The sequence below is a fragment of the Streptomyces botrytidirepellens genome, from assembly GCF_003721215.1.
GTDB lineage: Bacteria > Actinomycetota > Actinomycetes > Streptomycetales > Streptomycetaceae > Streptomyces > Streptomyces himastatinicus.
Genome location: NZ_RIBZ01000886.1, coordinates 26,833 through 53,431, shown reverse-complemented (window position 1 = coordinate 53,431; position 26,599 = coordinate 26,833). Strand labels below are relative to the sequence as shown.

Below are 26,599 nucleotides of genomic sequence, written 5' to 3'. Positions count from 1 at the left end.
GACCCCGTAGCGGATCGCGGTCACAGTGGCGGGTGCATAGCGTCGCGGTATGCCGATCAGTCATCCGCGCCATGGGCGCCACCACAGTACGGACGCGCAGGCCACGCCCTCGGGACGTCCGTCATGACCGCGGGGGCATCAGCTCGTACGGCCACGGCCACCACCCGCCGTCGGCCGGCGCTGATCGTGCTGTGCCTCGTACAGTTCATGCTCGTCCTGGACGACAACGTGGTGAACGTCGCCCTCCCGAGCATCCAGGACGACCTCGGCTTCGACACCGCGGGCCTGGCGTGGGTCGTCAACGCCTACTTCCTCGCCTTCGGCGGGCTGCTGTTGCTGTTCGGCCGCCTGGCCGACCTGCTGGGCCGCCGACGCGTCTTCCTCAGCGGCGTGGCGCTCTTCGGCGCCGCGAGCCTGGTCTGCGGGCTCGCACAGGAGCCTTGGCAGCTCATCACCGGACGGTTCGTCCAGGGCGCGGGCGCGGCCATGGCCGGCCCGGCCGCGTTGTCTTTGATCACCCTGCTGTTCCCAGCCCCGGAGGAGCGCGCCAAGGCGTTCGGCGTATGGGGCGGCATCGCGGGGCTGGGCGGCACGATGGGACTGGTGATCTCCGGTGCCCTGTCCGGTCTCACGTCCTGGCGCTGGATCTTCCTGATCAACCTGCCCGTTGCCGCCCTTGCCCTCCTGTTGCTCCCACGCCTGGTCGCTGAGAGCCGGGCCACCCGTCATGTACGCCTGGACGTGCCCGGCGCGGTGCTGGGCACCGGCGCCTTGGTGTCCCTTGTCTACGGACTGCTCCAGGCCAGGACATCGGGCTGGGGCACCCTCGGCTCCACCGGGCCCCTGCTTCTCGCCGTCGTCCTGGCTCTCACCTTCCTCGCGGTCGAGTCCCGTACGGCCGAGCCGCTGGTGCCGTTGTCGTTCCTGACCCATCGGACCCGTGCCGTCGCCAACGGGGCGATGCTGCTGTTCTCCGCGGCGTTGTACGCCATGGCCTTCCTGCTGATGATCCATGTCCAGACGGTCCTCGGCTACGACCCGCTCACGGCCGGGGTCGCCTACCTGCCCTTTTGCGCGGGCATCCTCGCGGGCATGTGGCTCTCATCCCGTGCCGTGGACCGGCTCGGGCCTCGCCGGGCCCTCGCCCTGTCGTTCCTGATCTGCTCGGCCGGACTGCTGCTGCTCTCCGGTATAGCACCGGGCGACGGCTACGCATCCGGAGTCCTGCCGGGCATGCTCGTCACGAGCCTGGGAAACGGCCTGACCCTGCCTGCGCTGACCATCACTGCGCTCACGGGCACGAACGAGGAGAACGCCGGTCTCGGCTCGGCCGTCATGAGCTCCGTTCAACAGATCGGCGGCGCAGTGGGGGTGGCCCTTCTGGTCACCGTGGCCTCACGACGCAGCGACGCCCTGTCCGCGCAGGACGGCCCTCTGCACGCTGCGACGGAAGGCTTCTCACTCGCGCTCACCGTAGCCGCTGCCTTCGTCGTGCTCGGTGCCCTCCTCATCGCCACCTTGCCGGGGAAGGATCGACGACCAGCACTCGCGCCCGGCGCCGGAGAAGCACCGGCCGAGCAGGAGAACCGTACCTGACTGCCGCTTCGCTTGCCCTTTTCGGCGTGGACTCAGAAGGGTGGCCCGCTCGGCCAACAGGCCGCGCAGATATGAGGAGTCGGGTACGTCACCACCTGACGGGCTTTGGCTCGGTCGCCACCACGGCGCGGCTCGTCTTGGCCGCATGCGGCCTCGGGCCGCCCACCGCCGAAGCAGTGAGCGGCCCGGGTTCTGCGACCTTGATGTGGGTCAGTCGAGGGTGACCGAGCGGGCGAAGGTGGCGTCGATCTCCTGGGCGATTTCGTTGAGTACGTCGGCTGGGACGATGCTGTCGACATTCAGGACGGCGAGCGTCTCACCGCCCGGCACGGACCGGGAGACCTGCATGCCGGCGATGTTGAGGCCCGCCTCGCCGAGTACGTGACCGACGGTGCCGACGATGCCGGGCCGGTCCTTGTACCGCAGGAAGATCAGGTGATCGCTGACCGCGAGGTCGATGGTGTGCTGACCCACCGACACGATCTTCTGGATGTTCCTGGGGCCGGCCAGGGTGCCGGAGACCGCGACCTGCTCACCGCTGTTCAGGGTGCCGCGGACGGTCACCATATGGTGGTGGTCGGGGCACTTCGAGCTGGTGGTGTGGCGCACGTCGACCCTGCGTTCCTGCGCGAGCAATGGTGCGTTGACGTAGGAAACCGCCTGGTCGACGACGTTCTCGAAGACGCCCTTGAGAGCGGAGAGTTCCAGCACCTTGACGTTGTGCTGGGTGATGTCGCCGTACACCTCGACGTCGAGCCGGACCGCGACCTCCCCGGCCAGGGCGGTGAAGATCCGGCCGAGGTTCGCGGCGAGCGGCACGCAGGGGCGGACGTCCTCGGCGATGACGCCGCCCTCGACGTTGACCGCATCCGGGACCAGCTCTCCCGCGAGCGCCAGCCGCACCGACGTGGCGACGGCGATGCCCGCCTTCTCCTGTGCCTCATCGGTCGATGCGCCCAGGTGTGGAGTGGCCACGACGTTGTCGAACTCGAAGAGCGGGGAGTCGGTGCACGGCTCCTGGGCGAAGACGTCCAGGCCCGCGGCGGCGACGCGGCCCTCCTTGAGCGCGCTGGCCAGCGCCTGCTCGTCGACGATCCCGCCGCGCGCGGCGTTGACGATCCGCACCTCGCGCTTGACCTTGTGCAGTGCCTCGTCGCCGATCAGGCCGACCGTCTCGGGCGTCTTCGGGAGGTGGACCGTGATGAAGTCGGAAACCTCCAGCAGCTCATCGAGCGAGAGGAGCTTGACGCCCAGCTGCGCGGCGCGCGCGGGCTGCACGTACGGGTCGTAGGCGACGACCTTCATGTCGAAGGCGGACATCCGCTGGGCGACCAGCACGCCGATGCGGCCGAGGCCGACCACGCCGAGGGTCTTCCCGGTCAGTTCGACGCCGGTGTACCTGCTGCGCTTCCACTCGCCGTTTTTCAGCGCGGTATTGGCCTGCGGAATGTTCCGCGCGGTGGCGATGAGCAGGCCGCAGGCGAGCTCGGCGGCGGTGACGATGTTGGACGTCGGAGCGTTGACGACCATGACGCCGGCCTTGGTGGCGGCGGGGACGTCGACGTTGTCGAGGCCGACCCCGGCGCGGGCGACGACCTTCAGCTTCTTGGCGGCGGCGATGGCCTCCGCGTCGACCTTGGTCGCGCTGCGTACCAGGATGGCGTCGACATCCGCGATCGCATGGAGGAGTTCGGTTCGATCGGCGCCATTGCAGAGCCGGATCTCGAAGTCCGGGCCCAGGGCGTCGACAGTGGCGGGCGACAGTTTTTCAGCCAGGAGTACGACAGGTTTCGAGCTCACGGTGGATTTCAATCCCTACTGGTTCGTTGAGGAACGGCCGCCCCGGCGGCCGCATTCGGCGGCGACTTCGACGCATGGTCGGCAGGGAGGACAAGGAAAGCTCGTCCTCCCTGCCGCAGGACCATGGGTCAGGCAGACACCGACTCGGGCTGTGTCTCGCGTACCGGCGGTGCGAGGCGGCCCGTGCGGTGCAGTCCGTACAGGGCGGCGGCACAGGCCAGGCCGAGCGCGCAGAGCACGATCCACGGGAGCGCGGAGACGCCGGCCGCGCGGGCGGCGTCCAGAGAGGCTCCGGTCAGCAGGTTTCCGAGCGTGATGCCGACGCCGCAGATGGTGTTGTAGAGCCCGTAGTGCGTGGCGACCAGGCGGTCACCGGAGAGTCGGACGATGGTGTCCATCTCGAACGGGTAGGCGATCATCGTTCCCACCGCCAGGAGCAGAGCGGAGAGCGCGGGCGGCACGGCTGCGAGCAGCCACAGCCCCACTCCGCCCTCCGGCACGGGCACGGCCGTCGGTACCAGCAGGGGCAAGAACGCCACGCCCATGGTGAACAGCCCCCAGGCAAGTGCCCGGCCCGGCTCCATACGGGCTTTGCACCACGCGGTCACCTTGGTCTGGAAGAGGATGGTGCTCAAGCCCGAAACAGCGAAGAGCATCGCCACCGCCGCTGTCCCGGACGTTCCGTCGCCGCCCAGGCGCCGCACCTCCAGCGGCAGCGCGAGATAGACCTGGAACTGCATGACATAGAAGCCGATCATGGCGACCGAGAACAGCAGGAACGGCCGGTTGGCCACGATGGTGCGCCACTGGGACAGCACGCCGTCCTGCCGGCCGCTTCCCTTGGTGGTCGGTGCGTCATGTGCCCGGCGGGCGGGCAGACTGCGGATCTGCACGATGCTCAGCAGTGCGAAGATCCCGGCCGACACCAGGCAGGCGACGCGGAAGTCGACACCGGTGAGCACCATGCCGACGAGTGGGCCGAGCAGGATGCCGGCCTGGTAGAAGATATTGAACAGCCCGAACGCTTCGACCCTGCGCTCCCCGGCGTCCGCCGCGAGATAGGCCCTCACCGCCGGGTTGAACAGGGCGCCCGCCAACCCGGTCGCCGCGGATGCGGCGAGCAGCGCGGGCAGCGCGTCCACCAGTCCGAGGGTCGCGAAGCCGACGATGCGGAGCATCAGCCCGGCGATGATCAACGGCTTGTAGCCGAGCCGGTCGGCCAGGGTTCCGCCGACCAGGAACATCCCCTGCTGGCTGAAGTTGCGGATGCCGAGCACGAGCCCGACGGCCCAGCCGGCCAGCCCGACCGTGCCGGACAGATGCGCGGCCAAGTACGGCATCAGCATGTAGAAGCCGAGGTTGATGGAGAACTGGTTCACCATCAACAACTGGACGCTGCGCGGGTAGGAGCGCATCTGCGCCAGGGCTCCCCCGGAATGTGACTGCCGGTCCATCACCGGTCTCCCTCCTCCAGGGTGTCGAACTCAGCGAACTCGGCAGCGTCGTTCTCCTGTGCCGGGTCGGACAGGGTGAGCGGGTCGACCACGGTGGTGCACCGGGTCCAGCGGCTGACTTCCTTCTCGTCCAAGCGGCCGATCGTTTCCGGTCCGACGGGCGGCGGGGAGTCGAGCAGACCGTGGGCGGCGCAGTAGTCGTCGTCGTAGACCGTGCCGAGATAGCGTTGCGGGCCGTCGGGGAAGATCGCCGCGATCTTCGTGTCCGCGGGCAGGGTGCGGGCCAGCCAGCCAGCCACCAGGGCGACCGCGCCGACGCTCCAGCCGCCCGTGGCGTAGTGGGAGGCGGCGAGCTGGCGGCAGGTCCACACCGCCTCGGCCGGTGCCACCCAGTGCACCTCGCTGAAGTTGTCGTAGGCGACGTTGCGGGGGTAGATGCTGGAACCCAGGCCGCGCATCAGCCGGGTGCGTGCGGGCTGCCCGAAGATGGTCGAGCCGATGGTGTCGACGCCGACGAGCTTCAGCTCCGGGTACAGGGCCTGCAGCACCCGGGAGACCCCGGCGGAGTGGCCGCCGGTACCCACACTGCATACCAGCACGTCGATGTGGCCCAGTTCGGAGGCCAGCTCCAGCGCGAGTGGGGTGTAGGCGGTGGTGTTGTCGGGATTGTTGTATTGGTCGGGGCACCACGAGCCGGGGTACCGGGCCATGAGCTGAGCCACTCGCTCGCGCCGCGCCTGCTGCCAGCCGCCGGTGGGGTGGGGTTCGGAGACGACGTCGACCTGGGCTCCGTAGGTGGTCAGCAACTGGGTCATGGACCGCTCCAGCCCCGGGTCGGTGACCAGGGTGACGGGGTGGCCGTAGACCATGCCGGCCAGGGCCAGTCCCAGGCCGAGGGTGCCGCTGGTGGATTCGATGATCCTGGCGCCCGGGCGCAGATCGCCACGGGCGCGGGCCCGCTCGACCATGTACAGGCCGGGCCGGTCCTTGATCCCGCCGGGGTTGAAGCCCTCCAGCTTCGCCCAGAACCCCCGGTCAGCGGGGGTGAGGGGATCGGAGATCCGGAGAACCGGGGTGTCGCCCACGAGCTCGGACAGGGCCGAGCGGGCGGGAAGTGTGATCTCGGTGGTGGTCTGCGGGTTCATCTTCCGCTCTCATCGGTGGTGTGACGGGGTTTCGTCGGGCGTGCCGTCCGGCCCAGGAAGAGGCATCGGCCTCGGGACCTGGTGGCAGCACGCGCGGCCCGTGTCGATGGCCGCGAAGGCCCCGTCTAGATCCGCCACCGGCAGACGACGGCGAGGGTGGACCGGCCTGAACGCCGTATCCGGGGTCTGCTTCCTCCGTGTCGAGCGACCCACTGCTGGCCGGCCACGGCGGCGGTCACTCCGGCCGCCACTCCGGCGAAGACGGCGATGACCGCCGTGTCCGTGAACAACTGCCGGGCTTGCGGAGGCACTTGGCTGACCACGTCCGGCGCGCAATGCGCACCGGAGTGTGGATGCGGTTCGTGGGGCATCGCACGCTCGGTGTCCGACGACGCGAGCGGGACGAGGTCGGCCGAGGCCGAGGGTCGGCTCTGCGCGTGGCTGTCGTGAGCGTGTGTGGCGGAACAGCCGGACGCCCACAGCAGCAGTACTCCGAGGACGAAGACCAGCAGCCGCAGCAGCCGAGCCCTGGTGGCCGGGCGGCTGATGTGAGCGTGGGAAAGGGGGTGGAACGGCATGGTTCCTCCGGGGCGTGGCCGTCGCTCCCACGGCGTGGCGAGGGAGCGGCGGATCGGGATCAGCAGGCATCCGAGCAGGCAGGCAGCGGGGAGCGGTCCGTTCAACGCGAGGAAGCGTGGCTACGGACGTCCAGGGGCCGGGAACTGACCGCACTGGGCCGACCCGTCCCACAGGACGGGGCTGTCATCTCTCAGGAGAGCGGCGGCCAGTCGGGGACGCCGGAATCTAGACCTGCTGCACCACGGAGACTCTCGAACCCGTCAACGAAAGAACGGCAGGCCCCGATCGGAAGGGGTCGGGCTTCTCCAACGCAAACGGGTGCGTCGATGGCACACGGCCCCGTGTGGACAGACTGGGTGCGGCCAGATACAGGTCCTGCTGGGGCTGGCCGGAGAGGCAGTCTGCAGCTGGGTGGGGCGAGCCGTCATCCTCGTGCTGGCCGTCGGCTGCCGCAACGTCAGGCGATGCGCTCGCGGCAGCACCGCCTCCTCCGGCCCCGCTCGCGTGACCTTCCTGCATCACGACGGACGCGTGTGTGGGCGCGGTCGCACCGGCCCTTGCGTGCCCCTGGGCACTCTCAGCGCTCGCGCCGTGCGTGACCAGGACGCCGAGCACCAGAACGGCCAGCCACAGCAGACGCAACGGCCCCGCGGAGCGGGGCCGCAGCATGCCGGAGCGCGACCAAGCCGTAACCATGCCGTGATCGTAACCATTGCCCGGCGGCGCGGCGCAAACTTCTCTCGGAAACATGGAGTTAACAGCTGTACACAGATTTCACGCAAAGGATCAGGCTGATGCTTCGGGTCTCATGAAACGGCAGGTCGCCCCAACCTCGACGCCCTTTCGCACGAGCCGCGGCCATCTGTCCACCGTCAGACGTGATCCGCCTCACGGCTCCATCGACGGCCTCGTGGTGCCTCATTCGTGCTGTGGAGTTCGGCTGATGCCCGGTAGCCCAGGCTCGCCCTCATCCCGGCCTCGCCGTGGTGTGGGCCGTGGCAGTGCGGTGTCCACCGGCCCGGTCGGCGGTGTCGAAGAAGACGGACAGGATCTTCTTGGGCAGCGCGATCGCGGTGTTCTTGCGCGGCCCGGATGTGCCGGTCTGGTACGTGTGTGGCTCGTCCCCCGACCTGAACCAAGCCGCTCAGCGGACGGCTCGTCCAACAGTCGTTCGTGGTGCTCCGTAGCCGTCAGGGCGCGGGCGTCAGGCGGCCATCATCAGCAGCATCGTCGCCATGGTGCCGCCCATGCCGATGTGGGCGGCGAGCGCCGTGGTGGGCGAGGTGCCGGGACGGCGGCGGTTGGCCACGCCCTTGCCCTGGCCCGCACTGCGGGTTCGGCCCCATACGGACACGGTCAGGGACACCAGGAAGACGACGACCCTGCTCACGCGTGCGGACGACGGACATACTGATCCCTGCCACCACCAGTACGCCGAACGCTGAGGCCCACCAGACGCCGCATGTTCCGAACCAGGCCGCCGTCGCGGGCAGCGTCATGGCGGCCATGCCAAGAGCCATCAGCAGGTCGTTCCCCGCCGCGAACCGGGTCACCCCGTTCGACGCGGTCAGTCTGGCGGCGCTGATGGCCGCCACCACCATGGAGATCGCCGCTATGGATCAGCTCAAGGCCATGCTTCCCATGATCGCCCTTTCGAACCGACGGGCATCGGCAGAACTGCTGATGTCCTTAGTACGTAAGGAGATGGAAATGCGTTCAGTAGGCCTGCCTGCGAATGCCGCGAAGCCGGTTACTCGGAAGCGGGCGGCGGTCAGTCCGCAGGAGGGAGCGCTTGCTCAGTCCTCGCGCATGACGGTCAGGTCGTCCCCCAGGGCGGCGGCGATCTCGGCGGCCCGGGAGTGATCGTCCAATCGTCGCGTCAGGTAAGCGCAGGCGTGGTGGTGTCGAAGTGACCACCAGGCAACGGAGCCGCCGATACCACCCTTGGCGATCTTGCCCTTGTCGCGTACGAAGCCCAGCGTCCAGGTGATCTCGGTGCCGAAGACCTCGTCGTAGTCGGTGACTTGGGAGGTGAGGAGCTCGGTGTGTAACTGTGGGCCCAGTAGGTGGCGTACCGGCCCGTCCTCGTCGGTGAGGTGGGAGAAGAACGCCGCCATCGCGGTCGCGGTGGTGTGCAGGTTGACCGCTCCGAAGACCGACTGTCGCCATGCCCGGGAGTTGACCCGCCCTGTATCCAGAGCCCCGGCGGGGATCTCGAGCCACGGCGCCGCGTGGAGCTGCCGCGGCCAGTTCGGGTCGGCGTACTCCAGGTCGGCGACGCGGTCCAGCGCCTGATCGGGCACTCCGAACCAGGCATCGAGACTCAGCGCAGGTCGCACCACATCGTTGAAGACGTCCCCCAGTGTGGTCCCGGCGCCTGCGCGCAGGATGCCGTCGACCAAGTGGCCGTAGGTCAACGCGTGTTCCCCTAACGCCGCCCCGGGAGCGTACTCCGGTGCTGCCTGTGCCAGGTCCTTCCGCAGTCCGCTGTCATCCAGCAGGTCGAGATCTGCGGCGCCAGCCGTGAAACGGGGCTGGCCCGCCCGATGAGTGAGCACGTGACGGAGTGTGGTTCGCTCCTTGCCCCGGACGCCGTACTCGCTCCAATAGTTGGCGATCGGCTCGTCCAGTGCCAGCGCGCCCTCGCGAACCGCCACCAGTGCGGCGATGGTGACGAACGCCTTCGACAGCGAGAAAGGCTGGACCAGGGTGTCGCTGCGCCAGGGGCGGCTCCGCCCGGTATCGGCCCACCCCGCGTTCAGCCGGACGACCTCGTGGCCCTCCCGCCAGACCGAGAGACCCGCCCCAGTTTCCGAGCCGTCGTCCACCAACCGCTGTAAGGCCTCGCGCACCGCTTCGTAGCCGCCCGCGGCGAACCCCTCGACGCTCATCCCGCCCTCTTCTCTTGTCCAGCCCGCAGTCGCAGCACATCCGCCCTCCTGTGCCTTGGGCGGCTGCAGCTTTCCTCGGAGGGTACCCCGGAGGGGTATGCCTCGCCATGGGGTGCCAGGTGCAAACCATCTGGCGTGCCTGCGGGACTGTGGCCTGGCCGCAGGGCCGGTGGTGGCACCCGGCTCAGCGACCTCTTCTGCCCAACAATGGCCCATTACACAGCTCAAGCAGGTCACAGCTTTCCCGCGGGCTGAGCCTCTTCGTCTGTGGCGCACAGGGGCGTCACAAGGGGAGCTGGTATCCGCTGACCCAGCCCTGCATTCCGCTGATCATTTGACTCCACAGGCCGCTGACCTGCAACAGGCCGACCAGCACGAGCAGGGCCCCACCTGTGCGCATGACGCCACGGGCGTGCCGACGGGCGAAGTCGAAGACGCGGAGGCTCTTACCGAGGGCCAGCGTGAACAGCATGAACGGGATTCCGATACCCAGGGCATAGAGGAACGCCAGGAACGCGCCGCGGCTCGCCGATCCGGTGGTGAGCGAGAGTGAGAGCACAGCGGAGAGCGCAGGGCCGATACACGGGGTCCAACCGAGCCCGAACATCACCCCCAGCAGGGGAGCGCTCGCCAAGCCAGCGCGCGGAGTGAAGCGGGGTCGCAGGGTGCGGGAGAGCAGCGGAACCCGCTCCAGAACCCCCATGAACATCAGCCCGAGAGCGATCGTCAGTACGCCCAAAACCTTGATGAGCGTGTCCTGGTGAGCGAAGAGGAGGGTGCTGATCCCGCCGAACATGGCCCCGTAGGCGGCGAACAGGGCAGCCAAGCCGAGCACGAAGAGGGCCGTACCAAGCAGCGCGCGGTGTCTGCTGCGTCCTTCCGGGGCCGCCTCCACGTCGGAGCCGGCCATGCCGGTCGCGTACGAGAGCCAGCCAGGCACGAGCGGCAGGCAGCACGGCGAAGCGATGGTGATCGCGCCCGCGGCCAGCGCGATCGGGGCGGCCAGGAGCAGGGATCCCACCGTCGGCCAGTCGGCCCCGCGTCCGCGGGGGTTGCTCGCCGGTCAGCCGGCGACTTCCAAGGGCCGGGAAGAGGTGGTGCTCCAGGAGCGAGTCGAGGTGCCGGACGGACGACTCGGACGGATCCCGCTGACCGGCCTTCCAATCTGCGGTGTACTCCGCGAACCGCATCGCTCTGTACTTCTGGATGCGCTCCGCCTTGGTCTGGGACCGCGGCGCCGACCTCTTCTCGTGGTAGACCTCCATCAACCGCGCGATCGCGTCGTCCTGGATCGCGAAGCCGGACTCCTCGGTCTGCTTGCCCGCCGCATCGCGGTACCGGATCTTGTATGGGTGCGGGCACTCGGACCACCGGGACTGAGCGTGCTCGCAGTCCTTGAAGGAGGTACCCATCCCCCGGGCGAGCGTCTTGGCCGCCATGTACTGCTGACTCCTCGGGCGCCGATGCTGACACTTTGCTGAGCGCCCAGAGTCCGATGCGTTCCGCTCCCACGACGACATCACCCAGGCCCGCGAGGACTGGGCAGCGGGCCGCCGCTTCGGCGAGGTACACGGCTACAGCGGCCCGCCACTGCCCGCTCCTGAACTCCCCCCAGTGCCGCTGAAACCGCGCGGACGCACACGCTGATCTGCGCTTTCATTGAAGGCGAGCCATCACCGAACACTTGATCACTTACGGCCGGAGCCCAGCAGCCGTGCGCCGCAGATTCGCTACGGCCTCAGCTCCCCCTCCCTCCTCGGCAAGGCAGGGTGCTCACAACTCACGGAGCATCGGAGCACCATACCCCTATAGGGTATGGTGCTCCGTGAGCCTCTACCGAGGAAAGCGTGTTGTCGACAGCGGAGAAGGTGACAGCGCCCATGCCACACGAAGACCGGGAAAGTCCCGTACCCCGCGCCATACGTCTTGCCCGACGCGCAGCGTCCGACCCTCTCGTCCGCATGGTGGCGGTGGCGCTCCTCCAGGCAGTTGCCGCAAGGCTGGAGCGCCCCGGCCGCGCAGTCCCCGGGCGCGCCGACTGCTGTGACACCCCGGTCGGCAGATGACCCCTGCCGCAGGGTCGCGGCGTCAGGCCCCGAGCGATGGGCGTGGTGGCACATCACACGACGGGTGTCCTCCGGCTTCTGACGCCGGAGGACACCCGTCACCACGTGGCACGCCGCAGGCAGGGATGAGGAGCAGACCTCACGACTGGGCGGAAAAGCGCCGCAGCCGGAGCGAGTTGCCGACCACGGAGACCGACGAGAATGCCATCGCGGCGCCCGCGATCATCGGGTTCAGCAGGCCCGCCGCGGCCAGCGGCAGAGCGGTCACGTTGTAGAGGAAAGCCCAGAAGAGGTTCGAGTGGATCGTCCCGAGCGTCTTGCGTGACAGACGGATGGCATCCGCCGCCGTTCGCAGATCGCCTCGAACGAGGGTGAGGTCGCTTGCCTCGATGGCCGCGTCCGTCCCCGTCCCCATTGCCAGACCGAGGTCGGCCTGGGCGAGTGCGGCCGCGTCGTTGATGCCGTCGCCCACCATGGCGACACTGCGGCCCTCCCCCTGGAGACGCTTGACCACGTCCGCCTTGTCCTCGGGCATGACCTCGGCGATCACCTTGTCGATCCCGACCTCGGCCGCGACGGTGGTGGCCACCGCCTTGTTGTCGCCGGTGAGCAGGATCGGGGTGAGGCCGAGGGCACGCAGTCGGCTGATGGCCTCAGGGCTGGTCTCCTTGATCGCGTCTGCGACCTCCAGTACGGCCCGTGCCTCGCCGTCCCAGGCCACCACGATCGCGGTCCGCCCTGCGGCCTCCGCCTCCGCCTTGGCCCGTTCCATGTCGGCCGGCAGGCGGATCTCCCACTCGTCCAGCAGCCTTTGGCGGCCCACGAGCACCGCGTGACCCTCGACGATCCCTTGAATGCCCAGACCGGCGACATTGGCGAAGTCCTCGGGGACCGGGAGCGCGCCGACCTTCTGCTTCGCGCCCTCGGCGACGGCGCGGGCGATCGGATGCTCCGAGGCGTTCTCCAAAGCGCCCGCCAGGCGCAGGACTTCGGCCTCGTCCTCCTCGGTCCGCACCGCGACCAGGGTCATCTGGCCGGTGGTGACGGTGCCGGTCTTGTCCAGTACGACGGTGTCGACCTTGCGGGCGGTTTCCAGAACCTCGGGTCCCTTGATCAGGATGCCCACCTGGGCGCCGCGGCCGGTGCCCACCATGATGGCTGTCGGGGTGGCAAGGCCCAGGGCGCACGGGCAGGCAATGATCAGCACGGCGACAGCGGCCGTGAACGCCGCCGTCAGACCGGCCCCGTTGCCGAGCCAGAAGCCGAATGTGCCCATCGCGAGGGCTATCACGATGGGGACGAAGACGGCCGAGATCCGGTCGGCGAGCCGCTGCGCGGCGGCCTTTCCGTTCTGCGCGTCCTCCACCAGCTTCGCCATCCGGGCGAGCTGGGTGTCGGCACCGACCCGGGTAGCCTCGACAACGAGCCGTCCACTGGTGTTCAGGGTGGCACCGGCGACGCTGTCCCCGACGACGACCTCCACCGGCATGGACTCCCCGGTGAGCATCGAGGCGTCGACGGCCGACGAACCCTCGACCACCGTCCCGTCGGTGGCGATCTTCTCCCCGGGACGCACCAGGAAGCGGTCACCGGTGTGCAGGTCGGCGATGGGGATCGTGAACTCTCCCCCGTCGCGCAGGACCGTGACCTCCTTGGCCCCGAGTTCGAGCAGGGTCCTGAGCGCCGCACCCGCCATCCGCTTGGATCGCGCCTCGAAGTAGCGTCCTGCCAGGATGAAGGCGGTGACGCCGGCGGCGGCCTCCAGATAGATGTTGCCCGCTCCGTCGCTGCGGGCGATCGTCAGCTCGAAGGGGTGCGTCATGCCGGGGGTGCCCGCGGTACCGAAGAACAGCGCCCACAGCGACCACAGGAACGCGGCCGAAGTCCCCACCGAGATCAGGGTGTCCATCGTCGCCGCACCGTGCCGGGCATTCATCCAGGCCGCGCGGTGGAAGGGCCAGGCCGCGTAGGTGACCACAGGTGCGGCCAGCGTCAGCGAGAGCCACTGCCAGTACTCGAACTGCAACGCGGGAACCATGGCCATCGCGATCACGGGCACCGCAAGGACCACGGTGGTCACCAGCCGCTGACGCAGGGGGCGCAGTTCGCCGGCCTCCTCCTCCGCCGCCCCCGCTTCCTCGGCGGCGGGCCCGCTGCGCCGCGGGACCGGCTGTTCGGCGGTGTAGCCCGTCGCCTCCACCGTGGCGATCAGGTCCTTGACGGTCACGCTCTCGCCGCGGTAGCTGACCTTCGCCTTCTCGGTCGCGTAGTTGACGGTCGCCTCGACCCCGTCCATGCGGTTGAGCCGCTTCTCGATCCGCGCTGCGCACGAGGCGCAGGTCATGCCACCGATGGCGAGTTCGACCTCGCCGGTTTCGGTGAGATTCGTCATCAATGCTCCTCAAGAGGGAAAGCTGGGCCCGCACGGGGGTTTGCGGGCCCAGCAGCATGGAGGGGGCTCAGAGGGCGCGGCCGGTGAGCTCGTAGCCCGCCTCGTCGACGACCTTCGCGAACGCGGCGTCGTCAGGCTCCCCGCTGGTGGTCACGGCGACGCGGCCGGCATCGACATCGACCTCGACGCCCAGCACGCCGTCGATCTCGCTGACGGCCTTGGTGACAGTGGACTTGCAGTGGCCACAGGTCATGCCCGTCACCGTGTAGACCGTCGAGACACTGTCGGCCGCTGTGGCCGTCGCGCTCTGCGTGCCACCGGTCGAGCAGCTTCCGTCGGGCGTGCAGCAGTCGGACATGCTTCCTCCTGGGAATCACAGACGTAACGGAGTCAATACCCCTTGGGGGTATCTGTAACTGCATCCGACTGTATACCCCCGCCCCCTACCGCTGGCAAGTGAGTCGACCACTCTTGTGTATACCCTAGTGGGGTATAAGCTCGGTCTGTGGCAGACGCCGGACGCCCAAGGAGAACCGATGAACACCCCCCTGAAAATCACTGCCTTCGCTGTCGCGCTCGCCGCCACCTTCGGAGCCGCCTACGGGGTGGGCGATGTGGTCGTTCCGATCGGCACCTCGACCGACTCCGCAGCCCATGCGGAACACGAAGGCGGCAACGCCCCGAACAAGGAAGGCGAGCACGGCGAGCACACCGAGAAGGGCCGGAGCACGCCACCGGGCGGTCTACAGATCGCGGAGAACGGCTACAGCCTGGACCTGGAGACCCCGCGCATCCCCGCGGCGAAGAAGTCCGAACTCCGCTTTTCCATCCGTGACAGCGCAGGCCGGAAGGTCACCGCCTTCAAGCGCGAACACGACAAGGAACTCCACCTGATCCTTGCCTCCCGGGACCTGGGCACCTTCCGGCACCTGCACCCCACCCGGTCACCGGACGGCACGTGGAGCACCAAGGCCGACCTCCCCGCCGCCGGCACGTACCGGCTGTTCGCCGACTTCACCCCCGCCGCCAAGGGCGCCGAAGGCCTGACCCTGGGGACGGACCTCGCTGTCTCCGGCTCCTACCGCCCTGCCCCGCTGCCCGCACCCGCGAAGGTCGCCAAGGTCGACGGCTACACCGTCACCCTCGACGGCCGACTGCGCCCGGGGGCAGCGAGCGAGCTCAAGCTGAAGGTCGCCAAGAACGGACGCTCCGTCACCGACCTCGACCCCTACCTCAGCGCCTACGGCCACCTGGTGGCTCTGCGCTCCGGAGACCTCGCCTACCTGCACGTGCATCCCAATGGCGCCCCCGGCGACGGCAAGACCAAGCCGGGCCCCACCATCTCCTTCACCGCCACCGCGCCCAGCGCGGGCACCTACCGGCTCTTCCTCGACTTCCAACACCAGGGAAAGGTCCGCACGGCAAGCTTCACCGTCGACACCGGCCGCAGCGCGCAAGAACCGGCCGAGAGCCGGAGTCCCGAAAGCCCCGAAGGCGACCACCAGCACTGATCCACACGCCCGGGACACCGGCGTGGAGCCCCAGGCAGATCCGCCTGGGGCTCCACGCAATGGGGGTGGTGCAGGAAGCGCTAGGACCGCACCAGCCGTGCGATGGCGTCGGACGCCTCCTTGAGCTTCTTGTCCCTCTCCTCGCCGCCCTCGGCGACGGCACTGCTCACACACGTGGCCATGTGCTCGTCCAACATTTGCAGAGCGAACGACTGCAGGGCACGCGTCGTCGCCGACACCTGCGTGAGAATGTCGATGCAGTAAGTGTCCGTCTCCACCAGTCGCTGGAGGCCACGGACTTGGCCCTCGATGCGGCGAAGCCGCATCATCACCTCGTCCTTGTGCGTCTTCTGATTCTGGCCAGCCATGGCTCCTGGTCCTTCCTTCCCGGCCGGTGCCACAGCGCAGCGCGACCTCCCCCTAAAAGATACCCTCCGGTCGTATCGGAGCGTGCCGCCGGAACAATACAAACCTGTCATAGGTACGTTTCGGGGCCCCGTGGGCACGTCGGTCAGGCGGCCGCTTCCCACCGGGTGAGCTCCTCGAGCTCACCGGCCAGGTAACAGCGACGCGCCATCCAGCGCTGCACCTTCCCGCTCGAGGTCTTGTGGATCGTCCGGGGCGGAATCAGCACCACCGCGTACGGGGGAACGCTGCACCCCATCGAAACCGACCGGCGGATGTCGTCGACGATGTCCTGATGAGGCCTGTCGCTGCCGGGATCCACCTCGTAGACCAGAACGAGACGTTCTGTTGATTTCTCCGCGTCTTCGATCGAGAACGCGGCACCGCAGTTGCGGCGGATTCCCGGAACCGAGTTCTCACAGGCCAGCTCGATGTCGGCAGGATGGTAGTTCCGGCCGTTGATCACGATCAGGTCCTTCATGCGGCCCGTCACGAACAGTTCGCCGTCCCGCAAGAAGCCGAGGTCGCCAGTGCGCAGGAACGGGCCTTCCCCGGCCGCGGTCTTCTCCCCGAACGTCGCGGCGGACTCCGTGGGCCTGCGCCAGTAGCCCTCCGCGACACTGGGCGAGGCGACCCAGATCTCACCCACCTTCCCGCTGCCCAAAGGCTCACGGGAGTCGGGGTCGACGATCAGCAGCCGAGTGTCGGGGCCAGGCCGCCCGCAACTCACCAGTTGCCTCGACAGCTCGGACGCGGCTGCCGGCCGGGCGTCTCCGTCGACGTCGAGGGGCTCACTCGCGACCTGCACCGAGCGCCAGCCGTCCAACGGCGCACCGCCGGTCACGAACAGGGTCGCCTCTGCGAGCCCGTAGCACGGATAGAACGACTCGGCCCGGAAACCACACACACCGAATCGCTCGGCGAAGCGCGCCATGGTCTGCGCCCTCACCGGCTCGGCTCCGGTGAAGGTGACCTCGATGCTGGACAGGTCCAGCCCTTCGACGTTCTCGTCGGTCGCACGCCGCAGACACAGCTCGTACGCGAAGTTCGGCCCGCCGGTGATCGTCGCTCGATACCGCGAGACCATGCGCAGCCAGGACAGCGGTCGGCGAAGGAACGTCACCGGTGAGGTCAGGGTGGCGGGGATACCGGAGAACAGCGGGGTGAGGATGCCGCCGATCAGCCCCATGTCGTGATACGGAGGCAGCCACAGGGCGCCCGAACTGTCCGCGTGGATACCGAAACCACGCCCGATGTCACGGCAGTTGTCCATCAGCTGGGCGTGAGACAGCACAACGCCACGCGGCAGCGATGTCGAACCCGAGGTGTACTGCAACAGCGCCGGCAGCCCCCGCGGAGCTGCCGGCTCGATCCCCGCGCCCTCACTTCCGAGCTCGTCCGTCGCCAATACCCGGGGTGCGCGCCCCAACGTGGTCTCGAGCCACTGCTCGATGAGCGGCTTGATGTCCGTCGTGGTGAGAATGACGGCGGAGCCGGTGTCCTCGATGATCGCCGCGAGCCGCGGCAGCGTGCGGGAAAGACGCGTCGGGTCCGGTGGGAAGGCCGGGACCGCGGGAACACCCGCGTAGAAGCAGCCGAACAGGCCGGCCAGATAGTCCAGGCCGGGCGCGAACAAAAGCAGCGCCGGATCATCCCGCCCTTCGGCGCGCTCGAGGAGCCCGGCCGCCACTGTCCGCGCCCGCGTATCGAGTTCGGCATAGGTGCATTCTTCGACCGTCTCGTCCTCGGCGACGAACCGGAAACCGACCACATCAGGTGACCGTGTTGCCCGCTCGCGCAGAGCGTGTGCGAATGTCCCGGGTGCGCTCACACCGCTCCAGCCCGTACTTGTCATGGATGTTCTCCCCCGCGGTTCTCGGATTCGGGCAAAAGGATCAGGCCGGCGTCTGCACGTCCTGCGGCATCTCGATACGGCGGTCGATGCGGTCCTCGGCCCATGTCCGGGTGTCGATCAGCCACCAGCGCTCGACCTCGACGAGATAGAGCCGGTGTGGAGCGGGCGACTGCAACAGCGACGCCGGAAGCTGCCACTCGGCGCGCTGCCGCGGGTCCGGGAACACGGTCTCGTAGAAGCGCGTGTAGTACTCGTCGAGCCGGTCGGGGGAGATCTCGGCGCAGCGGCCGGTGAACTGGGCGCCGTCGGCCGAGGAGATGGCCACGTCCGTGCCGGGGCTGTCGGCGATGAACAGGGAGCCACTCACCTGCGGCCGGGCACGGATATGACGGCTGTGCCGGGAACTGGTGGCCGACCCGAAGACGAAACGCAGGGGGTCGGCGAACCAGACGTACTCCAGGGTGGCGACCCAGGGGTCGCCGCCCTCACCGACGGAGGCCAGATTCAGGTACCGGGCGGTGTCCAGCAGCCGCTTCGTCCTGACGGCCAGATTGTCGACTGTCACATGCGGACCTTTCTCTGTCGTGAGGTGCGGTGACGGAAGAGGGCGCCGCTACGTGTGCCGCAGGTGGACGGGCAGCGCGAGGATGTCGTTGCCGATGAAGGTCTGGCCGGGCTGGACGTGCTCGGGTGCGACGGCCAGGGTGAGGTTCGGGAAGCAGTCGAACAGTGCGGGCAGGGCCACCCTGGCCTCGAGGCGCGCGAGGTGCGAGCCGGGGCAGAAGTGGGCGCCGAGCCCGAAGGCGAGATGGTCCTTGTTCTCGCGGTCGACGTCGAACGTCTCGGGGTCCTCGTGCACACCCGGGTCCCGGCCGTGGGCCCCGTAGCAGATCAGGATCGCGTCACCGGCACGGATCACCACCCCTTCACCGAGGTCGATGTCCTCCGTCGCCCAGCGCATCGGCAGATGCATGACCGGACAGTGGACGCGCAGGGATTCCTCGATCGCGTCGTCCCACCGTCCGGGGTCGGCCCGCAGGAGGCCGAGTTGGTCAGGCCGCGCGAGGAGCTCGCGGACCGTGTGGTCGATGAGGTTGATGGTGGTCTGGCTTCCCCCGCCGATCATCAGGAGCAGCGTCGAGATCAGCTCGTGGGTGCTCAGGGGCGCTTCGCCGGTCTCTCGCGCCGCGATCAGGAAGCTGGTCAGGTCGTCGTCCGGCGTGCGCAGTTTGGTCTCGATCAGAACGTGCATCGCCGCTTCGAGGTCCTGGTAGACGGCGACGGACTCCTCCTCGGGCACATCGGTCATGGCGACGATGCGGAAGGCACGGAGCACTTCGGGCCGCTGGTCCTCAGGCACACCGAAGAGGTCGCAGATCACCCTGGTGGGAACCCGGTAGGAGAATTCCTTGTGCAGGTCCACGGTTTCGTCACCGGACCGCTTCTCGAGGTCGTGGAGGAGTTCGCCGACGATCGCCTCGATCTGGGGACGGAGCTTCTCCACGCGGCGGGGGGTGAACGCCGGGGTGATCAGCTTCCGCAGCCGCGCGTGAGCGCTGCCGTCCGTGGTGGCCATGGACTCCACGTCGACCCATGGAGAGAGCCAGGGCACGGACCCGGGCACATAGGTGGGAACAGTCTCCTTCAGGTTCCGGGACACGCCTGGGTGCGTCAGGAGGCGCCTGACGACATCGCCCCGTGACACCGACCAGGCCCCGACGCCTTCGGGCAGTTGCACGGGAACAGCGGGCCCCGACTCCCGCAGATGTGTCACCTGTTCATACATGCATTTCCCGCCGGCGCTCTTGATCGTCTCGACGGTGTCCGCGCTGAAGTCGATCATTACGTGCCTCCCATGAGTGGTGAAGGCGGCGGCTGATGCAGCTGCATGGCTGTCCCAGCCGCCGCCTCCGGCCCACTGATCCGTTGTCGTGTGTCCTTACTTCGAGCCGCCACCGGCGGACGCGACCGACTCGGCCGCGTCCGCCTCACCACCCTGCGACCCCGGCGCGGCGGCGCCGGTCGGGGGCACATGGCGGAGTGTGAGGGCGGCGATGATCGCTCCGGCCGCGGCGATCACGGCCGCGGTGGCCGACCCGATGCTGAGCCCGCCGGCGAAGGCGTCCTTCGTCACGCGCAGCAGGGGATCGGCGAGGTGGTCGGGCAGGTTCTGCGCGGCGGCGACGGCGCCGGAGAGGTTCTCCTCGGCAGCCGCCTTGTCCTTGGCGGGCAGGCCCTCGGGCAGCTTGTCGGCGAGCCCACTGCTGTAGGCGGCGGTGCCGATGCTGCCGACGATCGCGACACCCAGCGAGATGCCGAGGTCGTTGACGGTGGAGGCGAGTCCGCCGGCGGCGCCTGCCTTCTCCGGCGGGACCGAGCTGACCACCAGGTCGGTGGTGAGGGCCATGGACGGGGACACCGCCGGGTAGAGAACGACGAAGCCCGCGATGAGCATCGGCAGACCGGTCTCGCTGTCGACCTGGGTGAACAGCAGATAGCCGATCACCTGCACGGCCAGGCCGGTGGCGATGACGTAACCCGGGCGCACCCTGCGGGCGATGACCGGCGACAGGGTGGCGACGGCGATCAGCACGAGGGCCGCGGGAAGGATCGCGAACCCGGTCTGGAGGGGCGACAGGTCCTTCACCTGCTGAAGGAACTGCGTGAACATCAGGTACACGCCGCCGAGGCCGGTGGCCGCCAGGATGAACACGCCGAGCGCCCCGCCGACGGTCCGGTTGGTGAACAGGCGCACGTCCAGCAGGGGTGCGGAGGAACGGAGTTGGCGAAGGATGAACCAGATACCCAACGCCAGTCCGATCACGATGCCCGCGGTCGAGAGCATCGGCGAGTCACTGGTGGCGAACGACTTGATCCCGTAGATGAGCGGCAGCAGGGTCGCCAGCAGCAGCGCCGCGCTGAACAGGTCGAGCTTGCTGCCCTGGGCGCCCTGGTGACGCGGCAGCAGCAACGGCCCGCCGATCACCACGATGGCCATCACCGGAACCGCGACCAGGAACGTCGCCCGCCAGGAGAAGGCCTCGAGAAGCAGTCCGGCCAGCAGCGGGCCCAGCGCGACACCGCCGGAGATGGCGGCCGCCCAGGTACCGATCGCGACACCGCGCTGCTTGGGGTCATGGAACATCGAGAAGATCAGGCCGAGCGTTGCCGGCATCTGCATGGCCGCCGCGATGCCGAGCACCGCACGCCAGACGATCATCATCACCGGCGAGTCCGCCATCGCGGCCAGCACGGAGAAGATGCCGAAGAGAGCGGCTCCGGCCACCAGGAGGTTCCTGTGCCCGAAGCGGTCGGCCACGGTGCCCATCAGGACGAGAAGGCTTGCCATGAGGAAGCCGTAGATGTCCAGGATCCACAGCGTCTCGGTGCTGCTGGGTTTCAAGTCGGCGGCGAGATACGGGCTGGCCAGGAACAAGATGGTCAGCATCATGAACAGGAGCAGAGCGGGCAGGACCAACAGGCCCAGCGCCGCCCACTCCTTGCTCCCGGCGCGTTGCGGGGGGTTTCCGGCCGAGGACATCGGCACTCCTCTCCTCATTGACGCCGGCGACACGCCGGCGCTCGAGGCGTCGATCCATTGGGGGTTATACCCCTACGGGGTAGGCGTAGCGAACATACGGATGGGGGGTATACCTGTCAAGCGAACGCCCCTTCGCCACACGCCCCTTGAGCTCAGTCGATGTCCAGCCCCTGGGCGAGGCAGTTCCAGAACTCGCCCTCCAAGGCGTGCACCATCCGGGCGCAGCGAACAGCGGCAGCCGGATCGTCCCCGCCGGCCAGTCCCGTCTCGAGCGTGACCGCCGCCTGGTCCAGAACGGGCTGCGGTGTATCCGCGAAGAACCGGAAGTGACCGAGCGCCTCCTCCGCGAACCCGTACCGGGCAACCAGCGCGTCGGCCACACGCGTGTAGGTCTCGCCGGACTCCTGCGCGTTCACCAGCAGCGCCAGCGCGACGTCGCTGGAGGCACCGCACAGCGCGGACTGCGACAGGAACGCCGGATACGCCTGCGCCAGCGGCCACGGCTCGTAGCCACGCAGCTCCTCCGCGCCCATCCCGAGCGCGGCCGCGAAATCCATGAGGAGTTCCAGCGCCTGTCCTCCGCTCTGCGCCATGGTCAGGTACAGATCCCCGGCGGGAGGAGAGGGAAAGCGCGAAGCCAGCAGAGCGAAGCTGCGTCGGTCGCTGGCCACCAGGTAATACAGCTCTCCGGCAAGCCGGCCGAGCCGCTCCTTGGGGACATGGCCGCCCTCCAACAGATCGACGAACCGGTTGGGCCCCCTCTGCCGCGCTGTCTGCTGCCGTGCCGAGAGGAGGACATCAGTGGTGGTGTTCACGGGGCTTCCCCTTCTGGTGCGTGGGCGGCCTCCCGGGCACGGGACGCCGGCGGGACGACTCGCCGCAGGTTCGGTCCCTTCGCGGGTCCGTGCCTCGTCTCGGCGATCCACGGGCCGTCGGTGGAAGGGTCGACCACTCCCTCCTCGAGCCAGGCGCAGTGACCGCGCATCACACGCCCGGCCACATCGCGGTCTGTGTCGTCGGTGTTGTCGTCGAGCCGGTCGAGGAGTTCCTCGATGCGCAGCCGGGCCTGGTGGCAGAAGGCATCGGCCAGCGCGGTCGTGGTGTCACCGACACCGTCGAGGGCGGTCGCGTAGACGCAACTTGTGCTCATCGCGTACAGCTCGGCGCCGATGTCGACGATCCGGCCGAGGAACCTCTGACGCTCACGTTCGCTGTCCGGCCCGTCCGCGACGAGAGCCAGCTGATGTGCCAGGTGTCCGGAGATCCGCTCGACGAACGCGAGGTGCGTGCTCAAAGCACCGTCCACGGAGTCGGCAGAGGGGCGTTGACCGCCGGAAGGCTCGGCCGTACGGGGCTGTGCCGCGCGGTGCGACGCGAGGAGGTCCTGGGCCAGGAAATCGCGAAGCGCCTCGCTGGATCCGTCGAAGATGCGGCCCACCCGGACATCACGCAGCAACTGCTCGACCGGGATTCCCTTCTCGCCACGTGCGATCGCCGAATCGGCCCTCTCGTACCCGCGGCCGCCCCGTATCTGGACGAGCTCGTCCGCGACCGTGCTGGCCTTCTCCGTGGCGAACAGCTTGGCGAGCTCCGCGTCGAGCCGGGTATCGCTGTCACCCTGCTCCGCGAGCCGGCCGGTGACCTCGACCATCGCCTCGAGGGCGAACGCGGTGGCGGCGATGAACGCCAGCTTGCCGGCGACAGCGTCCAGCTCGCCGATGGGCCGGTCCCACTGGACGCGGGCCGTGCTCCACCGGCGTGCCACGGACAGGCTCCACTTCGCCGCGGCCGCGGACACGGCCGGCAGGGAGAGACGGCCGGTGTCCTGGGCGGCGAGAGCGATGTCCAGGCCCGCGCCGACCTCGCCGATCCGGTTGTCCGCGGGGACGGCGACGCGGTGCAGGCGGATGCAGCCGTTCTCCAGCCCCCGCAGTCCGAGGAAGGAGTTCCGGTGCTCGACCGTCACCCCCGGCGAGTCGGCCTCGACGATGAACGCGGTCATGCCCCCGGCATCCCGGTCCGAAGGGGCGACGACAGCCAGGACGACCAGGAGGTCGGCGATGACCCCATTGGTGATCCATGTCTTCACACCGTCGAGGAGGTAGCGGTCCGAGACCGGGTCGTAGACGGCGGTGGTGTGCATGCGGAACGGGTCGTTTCCGATGTCGGGCTCGGTGAGAGCGAACGCCGAGATCTCCCTGACGCACCGGGGGAGGAACTCCCGCCTTTGCGTATCGGTCCCGAACAGGATGAGGGGCTGGGCAAGACCGATGGCCTGGTGAGCCGCGAGCAGCTCGCTCAGTGCCGGGTGTGTCGTGCTGGTGAGCATCAGAGCACGGTGATAGCAACGGGAGGACAGCCCCTGCCCACCGTACTGCCGGGGGATCTTGATGCTCAGTGCCCCGAGATCCTTGAGCTTTTCGATGATGTGGTCGGGGATCCGGTCCGTGCTCTCGATCTCCGCGCTGTCCACGTCCTGCTCGCAGAAGGCACGGAGCCGGGACAGGAACTGCTCCTCCACGGGGTCCAGACGGCGCGGGTCGCCCCCGGGCAGGGCGAGAAGATCGGTCCTCACCCTGCCCAGGAACAACTCGCCCGTGAACCCCGGCTGCCTCGGAGACGAGGACTCCGGCTGATCCACCTGGCTGTCCGTCACAGGTTCCGTCGTCATGCGACGGACGTGGGGACGGCCTGGATGATCGACAGGGGTCCGGCGTCCCCGTCGCCGACCGACCGCACCGTGAAGCCGGTCTCCTCGAGCATCGCGCGGAACTCGCTCTCGGTCCGCTCGCGGCCACCGGTCGTCACCATCATGTTGACGTCGGTGAGGAACATGACCGGTGCGCTGGTGTCGGCGGTCTCCGGAAGCACGGTGCCGACGATCAGCAACGTGGCGGACCGGGGCATATGAGCGCGACAGGTCCGCAGGATGGCGCGGGACTCCTCGTCGCCCCAGTCCTGGAACACGCTCTTGATGATGTAGATGTCGCCGTCGCCCGGGACGGACTGGAAGAAGTCGCCGGCCTGGGCCTCGCACCGGTCCGCGAGGCCGGCCTTGCTCAGTGTCGCGGGCGCCTCCGCCACACCGCTGGCGCTGTCGAAAACGACGCCCCGCAGCCCGGGACGGTCGCGCAGGATCGCGGTGAGGAGGGTGCCGTCGCCGCCGCCGAGGTCCACCAGCGTCCCGGTTTCCGGGAAGTCGTACCCCGAGGCGATCTGCTCGGCCGAGTGCCTGGACTCCTCGCTCATCGCCTCGTTGAACAGCATGCTCGTCTCGGGATGCCGGCTCAGGTAGTCGTAGACCCCGGTCCCGTACGTGTGGTCGAAAGCGCGGTCGCCACTGGAAATGGTGTGGTGCAGGCCCTGCCACGAGGTGAAGAAGAGCGGGTCGCAGAACATTCGGGCGAAGTTCTTCAGCGAGTCGGGGGAATCGGCCCGCAGCTGGGCGCCGATGTCAGTGAGCGCGAAACGTCCCGGCTCCGGCTCCGCCACGATCCCGCCGGCGACCAGCAGCCGCAGCAGCCGCCGCAGTGACGGCTCGTGAGTCTCCGTCTCGGCGGCGAGTTCGCCGCAGTGGCGGGCTCCCGTGCCGATGAGGTCGGCGAGGCCGAGTTCCGCGGCGACTCCGATCGAGTGCGCGATCATGTAACCGCCGATCCGCTCGATCAGAGCCGCGCGCAGGTTCAACTTGTCGGTCGAGGGCGCGCTGTGCGGAGTTGTGCTGCTCATGGGTCGTACTCCTTGTCGTCGGTGCCGCTCGTGATGCGTCGGAGAGGGGTGTCAGAGACTCGAGCCGGTGAGCCGGTGCCTGACCCATACGTTGGGTTCGACGTACACGGCGTAGTCGTGCTCGAGACTCACGGTCAAAGGCGTCAGCGCTCCGGGCACTGCCACCGGACCGCTGGTGTCCAGAGGCAGGCCGGTCCACTCGCGCCACTGGGCGAGGCTTCCGGAGATGGTCATGGACGCCGGACATACCTTCAGCACCTCGCCGCCCGCCCTGACATGGACGCGCAGCCAGGGGTCCGCCGGCAGGCCGTCGGGCCGGAGAGACGCGAGGTACTCGTCCATCGGCAGTTCGGGATGTTCGTGCTTGCGGCTGGGACGGACGGGGCTCACGACATCGCGGAACCCCTTCCGGCGCGCGTGATCGGTGACGGCCCGCAGAACGCTTGCGGACAGGTTCCGCGACTGGTGGCCGGGGAGGACGGCGATCTCCAGCGCGCACAGCGTGGTGAATTCCCGCCCCGCGTACGTGTCGGACAGGCACTGCCGAAGTGCCTCGTCCCACCCGGTGTCGGGCAGGTGACCGGGGTCGCCGTCCCAGGCGAGAGCCACCCCGGCGGCTCGGGCGATGACCTGCTCCCGCTCGTCGACCACGACGAGCTGGTGCTCCGCATGCCGGTCGAAGGCCCACTCGACGAGCAGACCATCGGGGCGGATGTAGGCCGGCCACGACGACTCCATCGAGATCATGGCCTCTTCCAGGTCAGGCCTCTCCGCGAGGCTGACCACATGCAGATCCGTACTGGTGATGGACAAGGCATGTCTCCCAGAGGCAGGCACGGGTGGGGTGAGCTCAGTCGGCAAGGCGGCCGGCGGGCAGCTTGTGCGTGGCGAGCGGGCGGTTCTCATCGCGGGTGGCCAGCAGATCGAGATACCGGGACCTGGGCAGGGGGCGGGCACCGACGAGCCGGGCATGGTCGCCGTCGCGCTGGACGTCGATCGCGAGCCCGCCGGCCTCGGCGAAGCGGCGTGTCAGGTCGGCCACCGCCGTCTTGCCCGCCCCGCTGCGCAGCGTGAACTGGGAGTCGGCGCTGAACACCGCCCCGGCCCTGATGCCGAAGGTCCCGCCGATCAGCTCGTCGCCGTCCCAGACCTCGACGCTGTGTGCGTGACCTTGCCTGTGCAAGAGGCACAGGCCCCGCAGCAGCTCGTCGGTCAGCCACCGCTGTACGCGGCCCACCCGGCACTGACGGACCACCTCTTCGAAGCAGGCGTCTGCCGTCGTGGTCCAGTCCGTCCTGTTGCGCAGTTGCTGGCGCAGGCTGCGCTGGATTCGGGCCTGGTCCACAAGAATCACGGGCCGCGGGTCCGGGGACCACCATGAGATCGAGAAGGGGTCCGCGCATCCGGGCACCGTTTTCACCCGCCCGGCTTCGACCTCGGCCTCGTAGGTGAGCTCATTGACGATTGCCGCTTCGGCCGTGTCAACCGGAAAGGGGTACAGGCCCCGCCGGTAGGCGGCAAGAAGGTTCTGGGGCGCGAGGTCTCCGCCGAAGGCGATGGGCTGTTCAGCGGGTCCCGCGCCGACATCCACCGAATCCCACATCGACTCGGTCCGATCCTGTGTCCGGATCATGT

General features: G+C 68.7%; 22 protein-coding genes. 3 read left to right on the top strand and 19 right to left on the bottom strand.

Going from position 1 to position 26,599, the window contains the following annotated elements; all coding sequences use genetic code 11:
- The first annotated feature begins 123 nt into the window (after positions 1–123).
- A complete protein-coding gene (locus EEJ42_RS49980) occupies positions 124–1,596 on the top strand; it encodes an MFS transporter (RefSeq protein WP_123108779.1) in 1,473 nt (490 codons plus the stop codon).
- Positions 1,597–1,806: 210 nt separating this feature from the next.
- Here EEJ42_RS49980 and serA read toward each other — a convergent pair whose 3' ends face one another.
- The 5 genes from serA to EEJ42_RS49955 form a co-directional block, all read right to left on the bottom strand.
- A complete protein-coding gene (gene serA / locus EEJ42_RS49975) occupies positions 1,807–3,396 on the bottom strand; it encodes a phosphoglycerate dehydrogenase (RefSeq protein ID WP_123108778.1) in 1,590 nt (529 codons plus the stop codon).
- A 128-nt stretch (positions 3,397–3,524) separates the two neighbouring features.
- Positions 3,525–4,850, bottom strand: a complete 1,326-nt coding sequence (locus EEJ42_RS49970; RefSeq protein WP_123108777.1) for an MFS transporter — start codon at positions 4,848–4,850, stop codon at positions 3,525–3,527.
- Entirely contained in the window at positions 4,850–5,995 is a 1,146-nt protein-coding gene (locus tag EEJ42_RS49965) for a PLP-dependent cysteine synthase family protein (RefSeq protein WP_123108776.1), read from the bottom strand. The genes EEJ42_RS49970 and EEJ42_RS49965 overlap by 1 nt, the downstream gene beginning before the upstream one ends.
- 125 nt (positions 5,996–6,120) lie before the next feature.
- Positions 6,121–6,573, bottom strand: coding sequence for a hypothetical protein (locus EEJ42_RS49960; protein WP_123108775.1), 453 nt, complete (start codon positions 6,571–6,573; stop codon positions 6,121–6,123).
- A 1,205-nt stretch (positions 6,574–7,778) separates the two neighbouring features.
- Positions 7,779–7,964 carry a hypothetical protein gene (locus EEJ42_RS49955; RefSeq protein ID WP_123108774.1) on the bottom strand — a complete coding sequence of 62 codons (186 nt, stop codon included), beginning with the start codon at positions 7,962–7,964 and terminating at the stop codon, positions 7,779–7,781.
- 2 nt (positions 7,965–7,966) lie between these two features.
- On the opposite strand from EEJ42_RS49955, the gene EEJ42_RS49950 reads away from it, so the two are divergent.
- The gene (locus EEJ42_RS49950) at positions 7,967–8,437 is read left to right on the top strand and encodes a hypothetical protein (RefSeq protein ID WP_123108773.1); all 471 of its coding nucleotides are present in this window, start codon (positions 7,967–7,969) and stop codon (positions 8,435–8,437) included.
- Here the strand turns inward: EEJ42_RS49950 and EEJ42_RS49945 are convergent.
- The 4 genes from EEJ42_RS49945 to EEJ42_RS49920 form a co-directional block, all read right to left on the bottom strand.
- Positions 8,371–9,465: a serine hydrolase domain-containing protein gene (locus tag EEJ42_RS49945; protein ID WP_123108772.1), complete on the bottom strand. Its 1,095-nt coding sequence runs from the start codon at positions 9,463–9,465 to the stop codon at positions 8,371–8,373. The two genes, EEJ42_RS49950 and EEJ42_RS49945, sit on opposite strands and share 67 nt — an antisense overlap.
- A 283-nt stretch (positions 9,466–9,748) precedes the next feature.
- Complete coding sequence (locus EEJ42_RS49940; protein ID WP_123108771.1) at positions 9,749–10,486, bottom strand: cytochrome c biogenesis CcdA family protein; 738 nt, start codon at positions 10,484–10,486, stop codon at positions 9,749–9,751.
- Positions 10,487–11,670: 1,184 nt separating this feature from the next.
- Positions 11,671–13,923, bottom strand: coding sequence for a heavy metal translocating P-type ATPase (locus EEJ42_RS49925; RefSeq protein ID WP_123108770.1), 2,253 nt, complete (start codon positions 13,921–13,923; stop codon positions 11,671–11,673).
- A 67-nt stretch (positions 13,924–13,990) separates the two neighbouring features.
- A complete protein-coding gene (locus EEJ42_RS49920) occupies positions 13,991–14,281 on the bottom strand; it encodes a heavy-metal-associated domain-containing protein (RefSeq protein WP_123108769.1) in 291 nt (96 codons plus the stop codon).
- A gap of 178 nt (positions 14,282–14,459) precedes the next feature.
- On the opposite strand from EEJ42_RS49920, the gene EEJ42_RS49915 reads away from it, so the two are divergent.
- The gene (locus EEJ42_RS49915) at positions 14,460–15,434 is read left to right on the top strand and encodes a hypothetical protein (RefSeq protein WP_123108768.1); all 975 of its coding nucleotides are present in this window, start codon (positions 14,460–14,462) and stop codon (positions 15,432–15,434) included.
- A gap of 80 nt (positions 15,435–15,514) precedes the next feature.
- On the opposite strand, the gene EEJ42_RS49910 is transcribed toward EEJ42_RS49915, so the two are convergent.
- The 10 genes from EEJ42_RS49910 to EEJ42_RS49865 form a co-directional block, all read right to left on the bottom strand.
- Positions 15,515–15,802 carry a metal-sensitive transcriptional regulator gene (locus tag EEJ42_RS49910; protein WP_123108767.1) on the bottom strand — a complete coding sequence of 96 codons (288 nt, stop codon included), beginning with the start codon at positions 15,800–15,802 and terminating at the stop codon, positions 15,515–15,517.
- A gap of 143 nt (positions 15,803–15,945) precedes the next feature.
- Positions 15,946–17,694 (bottom strand): fatty acyl-AMP ligase, encoded by a 1,749-nt coding sequence (locus tag EEJ42_RS49905; RefSeq protein WP_123108766.1) that lies wholly within the window; start codon positions 17,692–17,694, stop codon positions 15,946–15,948.
- Positions 17,695–17,734: 40 nt separating this feature from the next.
- A complete protein-coding gene (locus EEJ42_RS49900) occupies positions 17,735–18,259 on the bottom strand; it encodes a pyridoxamine 5'-phosphate oxidase family protein (RefSeq protein ID WP_123108765.1) in 525 nt (174 codons plus the stop codon).
- Positions 18,260–18,307: 48 nt separating this feature from the next.
- Positions 18,308–19,354: a cytochrome P450 family protein gene (locus EEJ42_RS49895; RefSeq protein WP_342778437.1), complete on the bottom strand. Its 1,047-nt coding sequence runs from the start codon at positions 19,352–19,354 to the stop codon at positions 18,308–18,310.
- Between the two features lie 279 nt (positions 19,355–19,633).
- Positions 19,634–21,235 carry an MFS transporter gene (locus EEJ42_RS49890; RefSeq protein WP_123108763.1) on the bottom strand — a complete coding sequence of 534 codons (1,602 nt, stop codon included), beginning with the start codon at positions 21,233–21,235 and terminating at the stop codon, positions 19,634–19,636.
- Between the two features lie 152 nt (positions 21,236–21,387).
- Entirely contained in the window at positions 21,388–22,050 is a 663-nt protein-coding gene (locus EEJ42_RS49885) for a thiaminase II/PqqC family protein (protein ID WP_184503650.1), read from the bottom strand.
- Positions 22,047–23,906: an acyl-CoA dehydrogenase family protein gene (locus EEJ42_RS49880; RefSeq protein ID WP_246098076.1), complete on the bottom strand. Its 1,860-nt coding sequence runs from the start codon at positions 23,904–23,906 to the stop codon at positions 22,047–22,049. The genes EEJ42_RS49885 and EEJ42_RS49880 overlap by 4 nt, the downstream gene beginning before the upstream one ends.
- The gene (locus EEJ42_RS49875; RefSeq protein WP_123108761.1) at positions 23,903–24,964 is read right to left on the bottom strand and encodes a methyltransferase; all 1,062 of its coding nucleotides are present in this window, start codon (positions 24,962–24,964) and stop codon (positions 23,903–23,905) included. Before EEJ42_RS49875 ends, EEJ42_RS49880 begins: the two co-directional genes overlap by 4 nt.
- A 51-nt stretch (positions 24,965–25,015) precedes the next feature.
- Positions 25,016–25,711 (bottom strand): N-acetyltransferase, encoded by a 696-nt coding sequence (locus tag EEJ42_RS49870; RefSeq protein WP_123108807.1) that lies wholly within the window; start codon positions 25,709–25,711, stop codon positions 25,016–25,018.
- 103 nt (positions 25,712–25,814) lie between these two features.
- Positions 25,815–26,597 carry a leucyl/phenylalanyl-tRNA--protein transferase gene (locus EEJ42_RS49865; RefSeq protein WP_123108760.1) on the bottom strand — a complete coding sequence of 261 codons (783 nt, stop codon included), beginning with the start codon at positions 26,595–26,597 and terminating at the stop codon, positions 25,815–25,817.
- Between the last annotated feature and the right edge of the window lie 2 nt (positions 26,598–26,599).

What these genes read in the sequence shown, in the direction of transcription:
- EEJ42_RS49970 (WP_123108777.1), bottom strand. Translation starts at nt 4,850, where the DNA reads ATGGACCGGCAGTCACATTCCGGGGGAGCCCTGGCGCAGATGCGCTCC.
- EEJ42_RS49880 (WP_246098076.1), bottom strand. Translation starts at nt 23,906, where the DNA reads ATGACGACGGAACCTGTGACGGACAGCCAGGTGGATCAGCCGGAGTCC.
- EEJ42_RS49920 (WP_123108769.1), bottom strand. Translation starts at nt 14,281, where the DNA reads ATGTCCGACTGCTGCACGCCCGACGGAAGCTGCTCGACCGGTGGCACG.
- EEJ42_RS49910 (WP_123108767.1), bottom strand. Translation starts at nt 15,802, where the DNA reads ATGGCTGGCCAGAATCAGAAGACGCACAAGGACGAGGTGATGATGCGG.
- EEJ42_RS49870 (WP_123108807.1), bottom strand. Translation starts at nt 25,711, where the DNA reads ATGATCTCGATGGAGTCGTCGTGGCCGGCCTACATCCGCCCCGATGGT.
- EEJ42_RS49925 (WP_123108770.1), bottom strand. Translation starts at nt 13,923, where the DNA reads ATGACGAATCTCACCGAAACCGGCGAGGTCGAACTCGCCATCGGTGGC.
- EEJ42_RS49915 (WP_123108768.1), top strand. Translation starts at nt 14,460, where the DNA reads ATGAACACCCCCCTGAAAATCACTGCCTTCGCTGTCGCGCTCGCCGCC.
- EEJ42_RS49945 (WP_123108772.1), bottom strand. Translation starts at nt 9,465, where the DNA reads ATGAGCGTCGAGGGGTTCGCCGCGGGCGGCTACGAAGCGGTGCGCGAG.
- EEJ42_RS49890 (WP_123108763.1), bottom strand. Translation starts at nt 21,235, where the DNA reads ATGTCCTCGGCCGGAAACCCCCCGCAACGCGCCGGGAGCAAGGAGTGG.
- EEJ42_RS49960 (WP_123108775.1), bottom strand. Translation starts at nt 6,573, where the DNA reads ATGCCGTTCCACCCCCTTTCCCACGCTCACATCAGCCGCCCGGCCACC.
- EEJ42_RS49980 (WP_123108779.1), top strand. Translation starts at nt 124, where the DNA reads ATGACCGCGGGGGCATCAGCTCGTACGGCCACGGCCACCACCCGCCGT.
- EEJ42_RS49875 (WP_123108761.1), bottom strand. Translation starts at nt 24,964, where the DNA reads ATGAGCAGCACAACTCCGCACAGCGCGCCCTCGACCGACAAGTTGAAC.
- EEJ42_RS49965 (WP_123108776.1), bottom strand. Translation starts at nt 5,995, where the DNA reads ATGAACCCGCAGACCACCACCGAGATCACACTTCCCGCCCGCTCGGCC.
- EEJ42_RS49905 (WP_123108766.1), bottom strand. Translation starts at nt 17,694, where the DNA reads ATGACAAGTACGGGCTGGAGCGGTGTGAGCGCACCCGGGACATTCGCA.
- EEJ42_RS49865 (WP_123108760.1), bottom strand. Translation starts at nt 26,597, where the DNA reads ATGATCCGGACACAGGATCGGACCGAGTCGATGTGGGATTCGGTGGAT.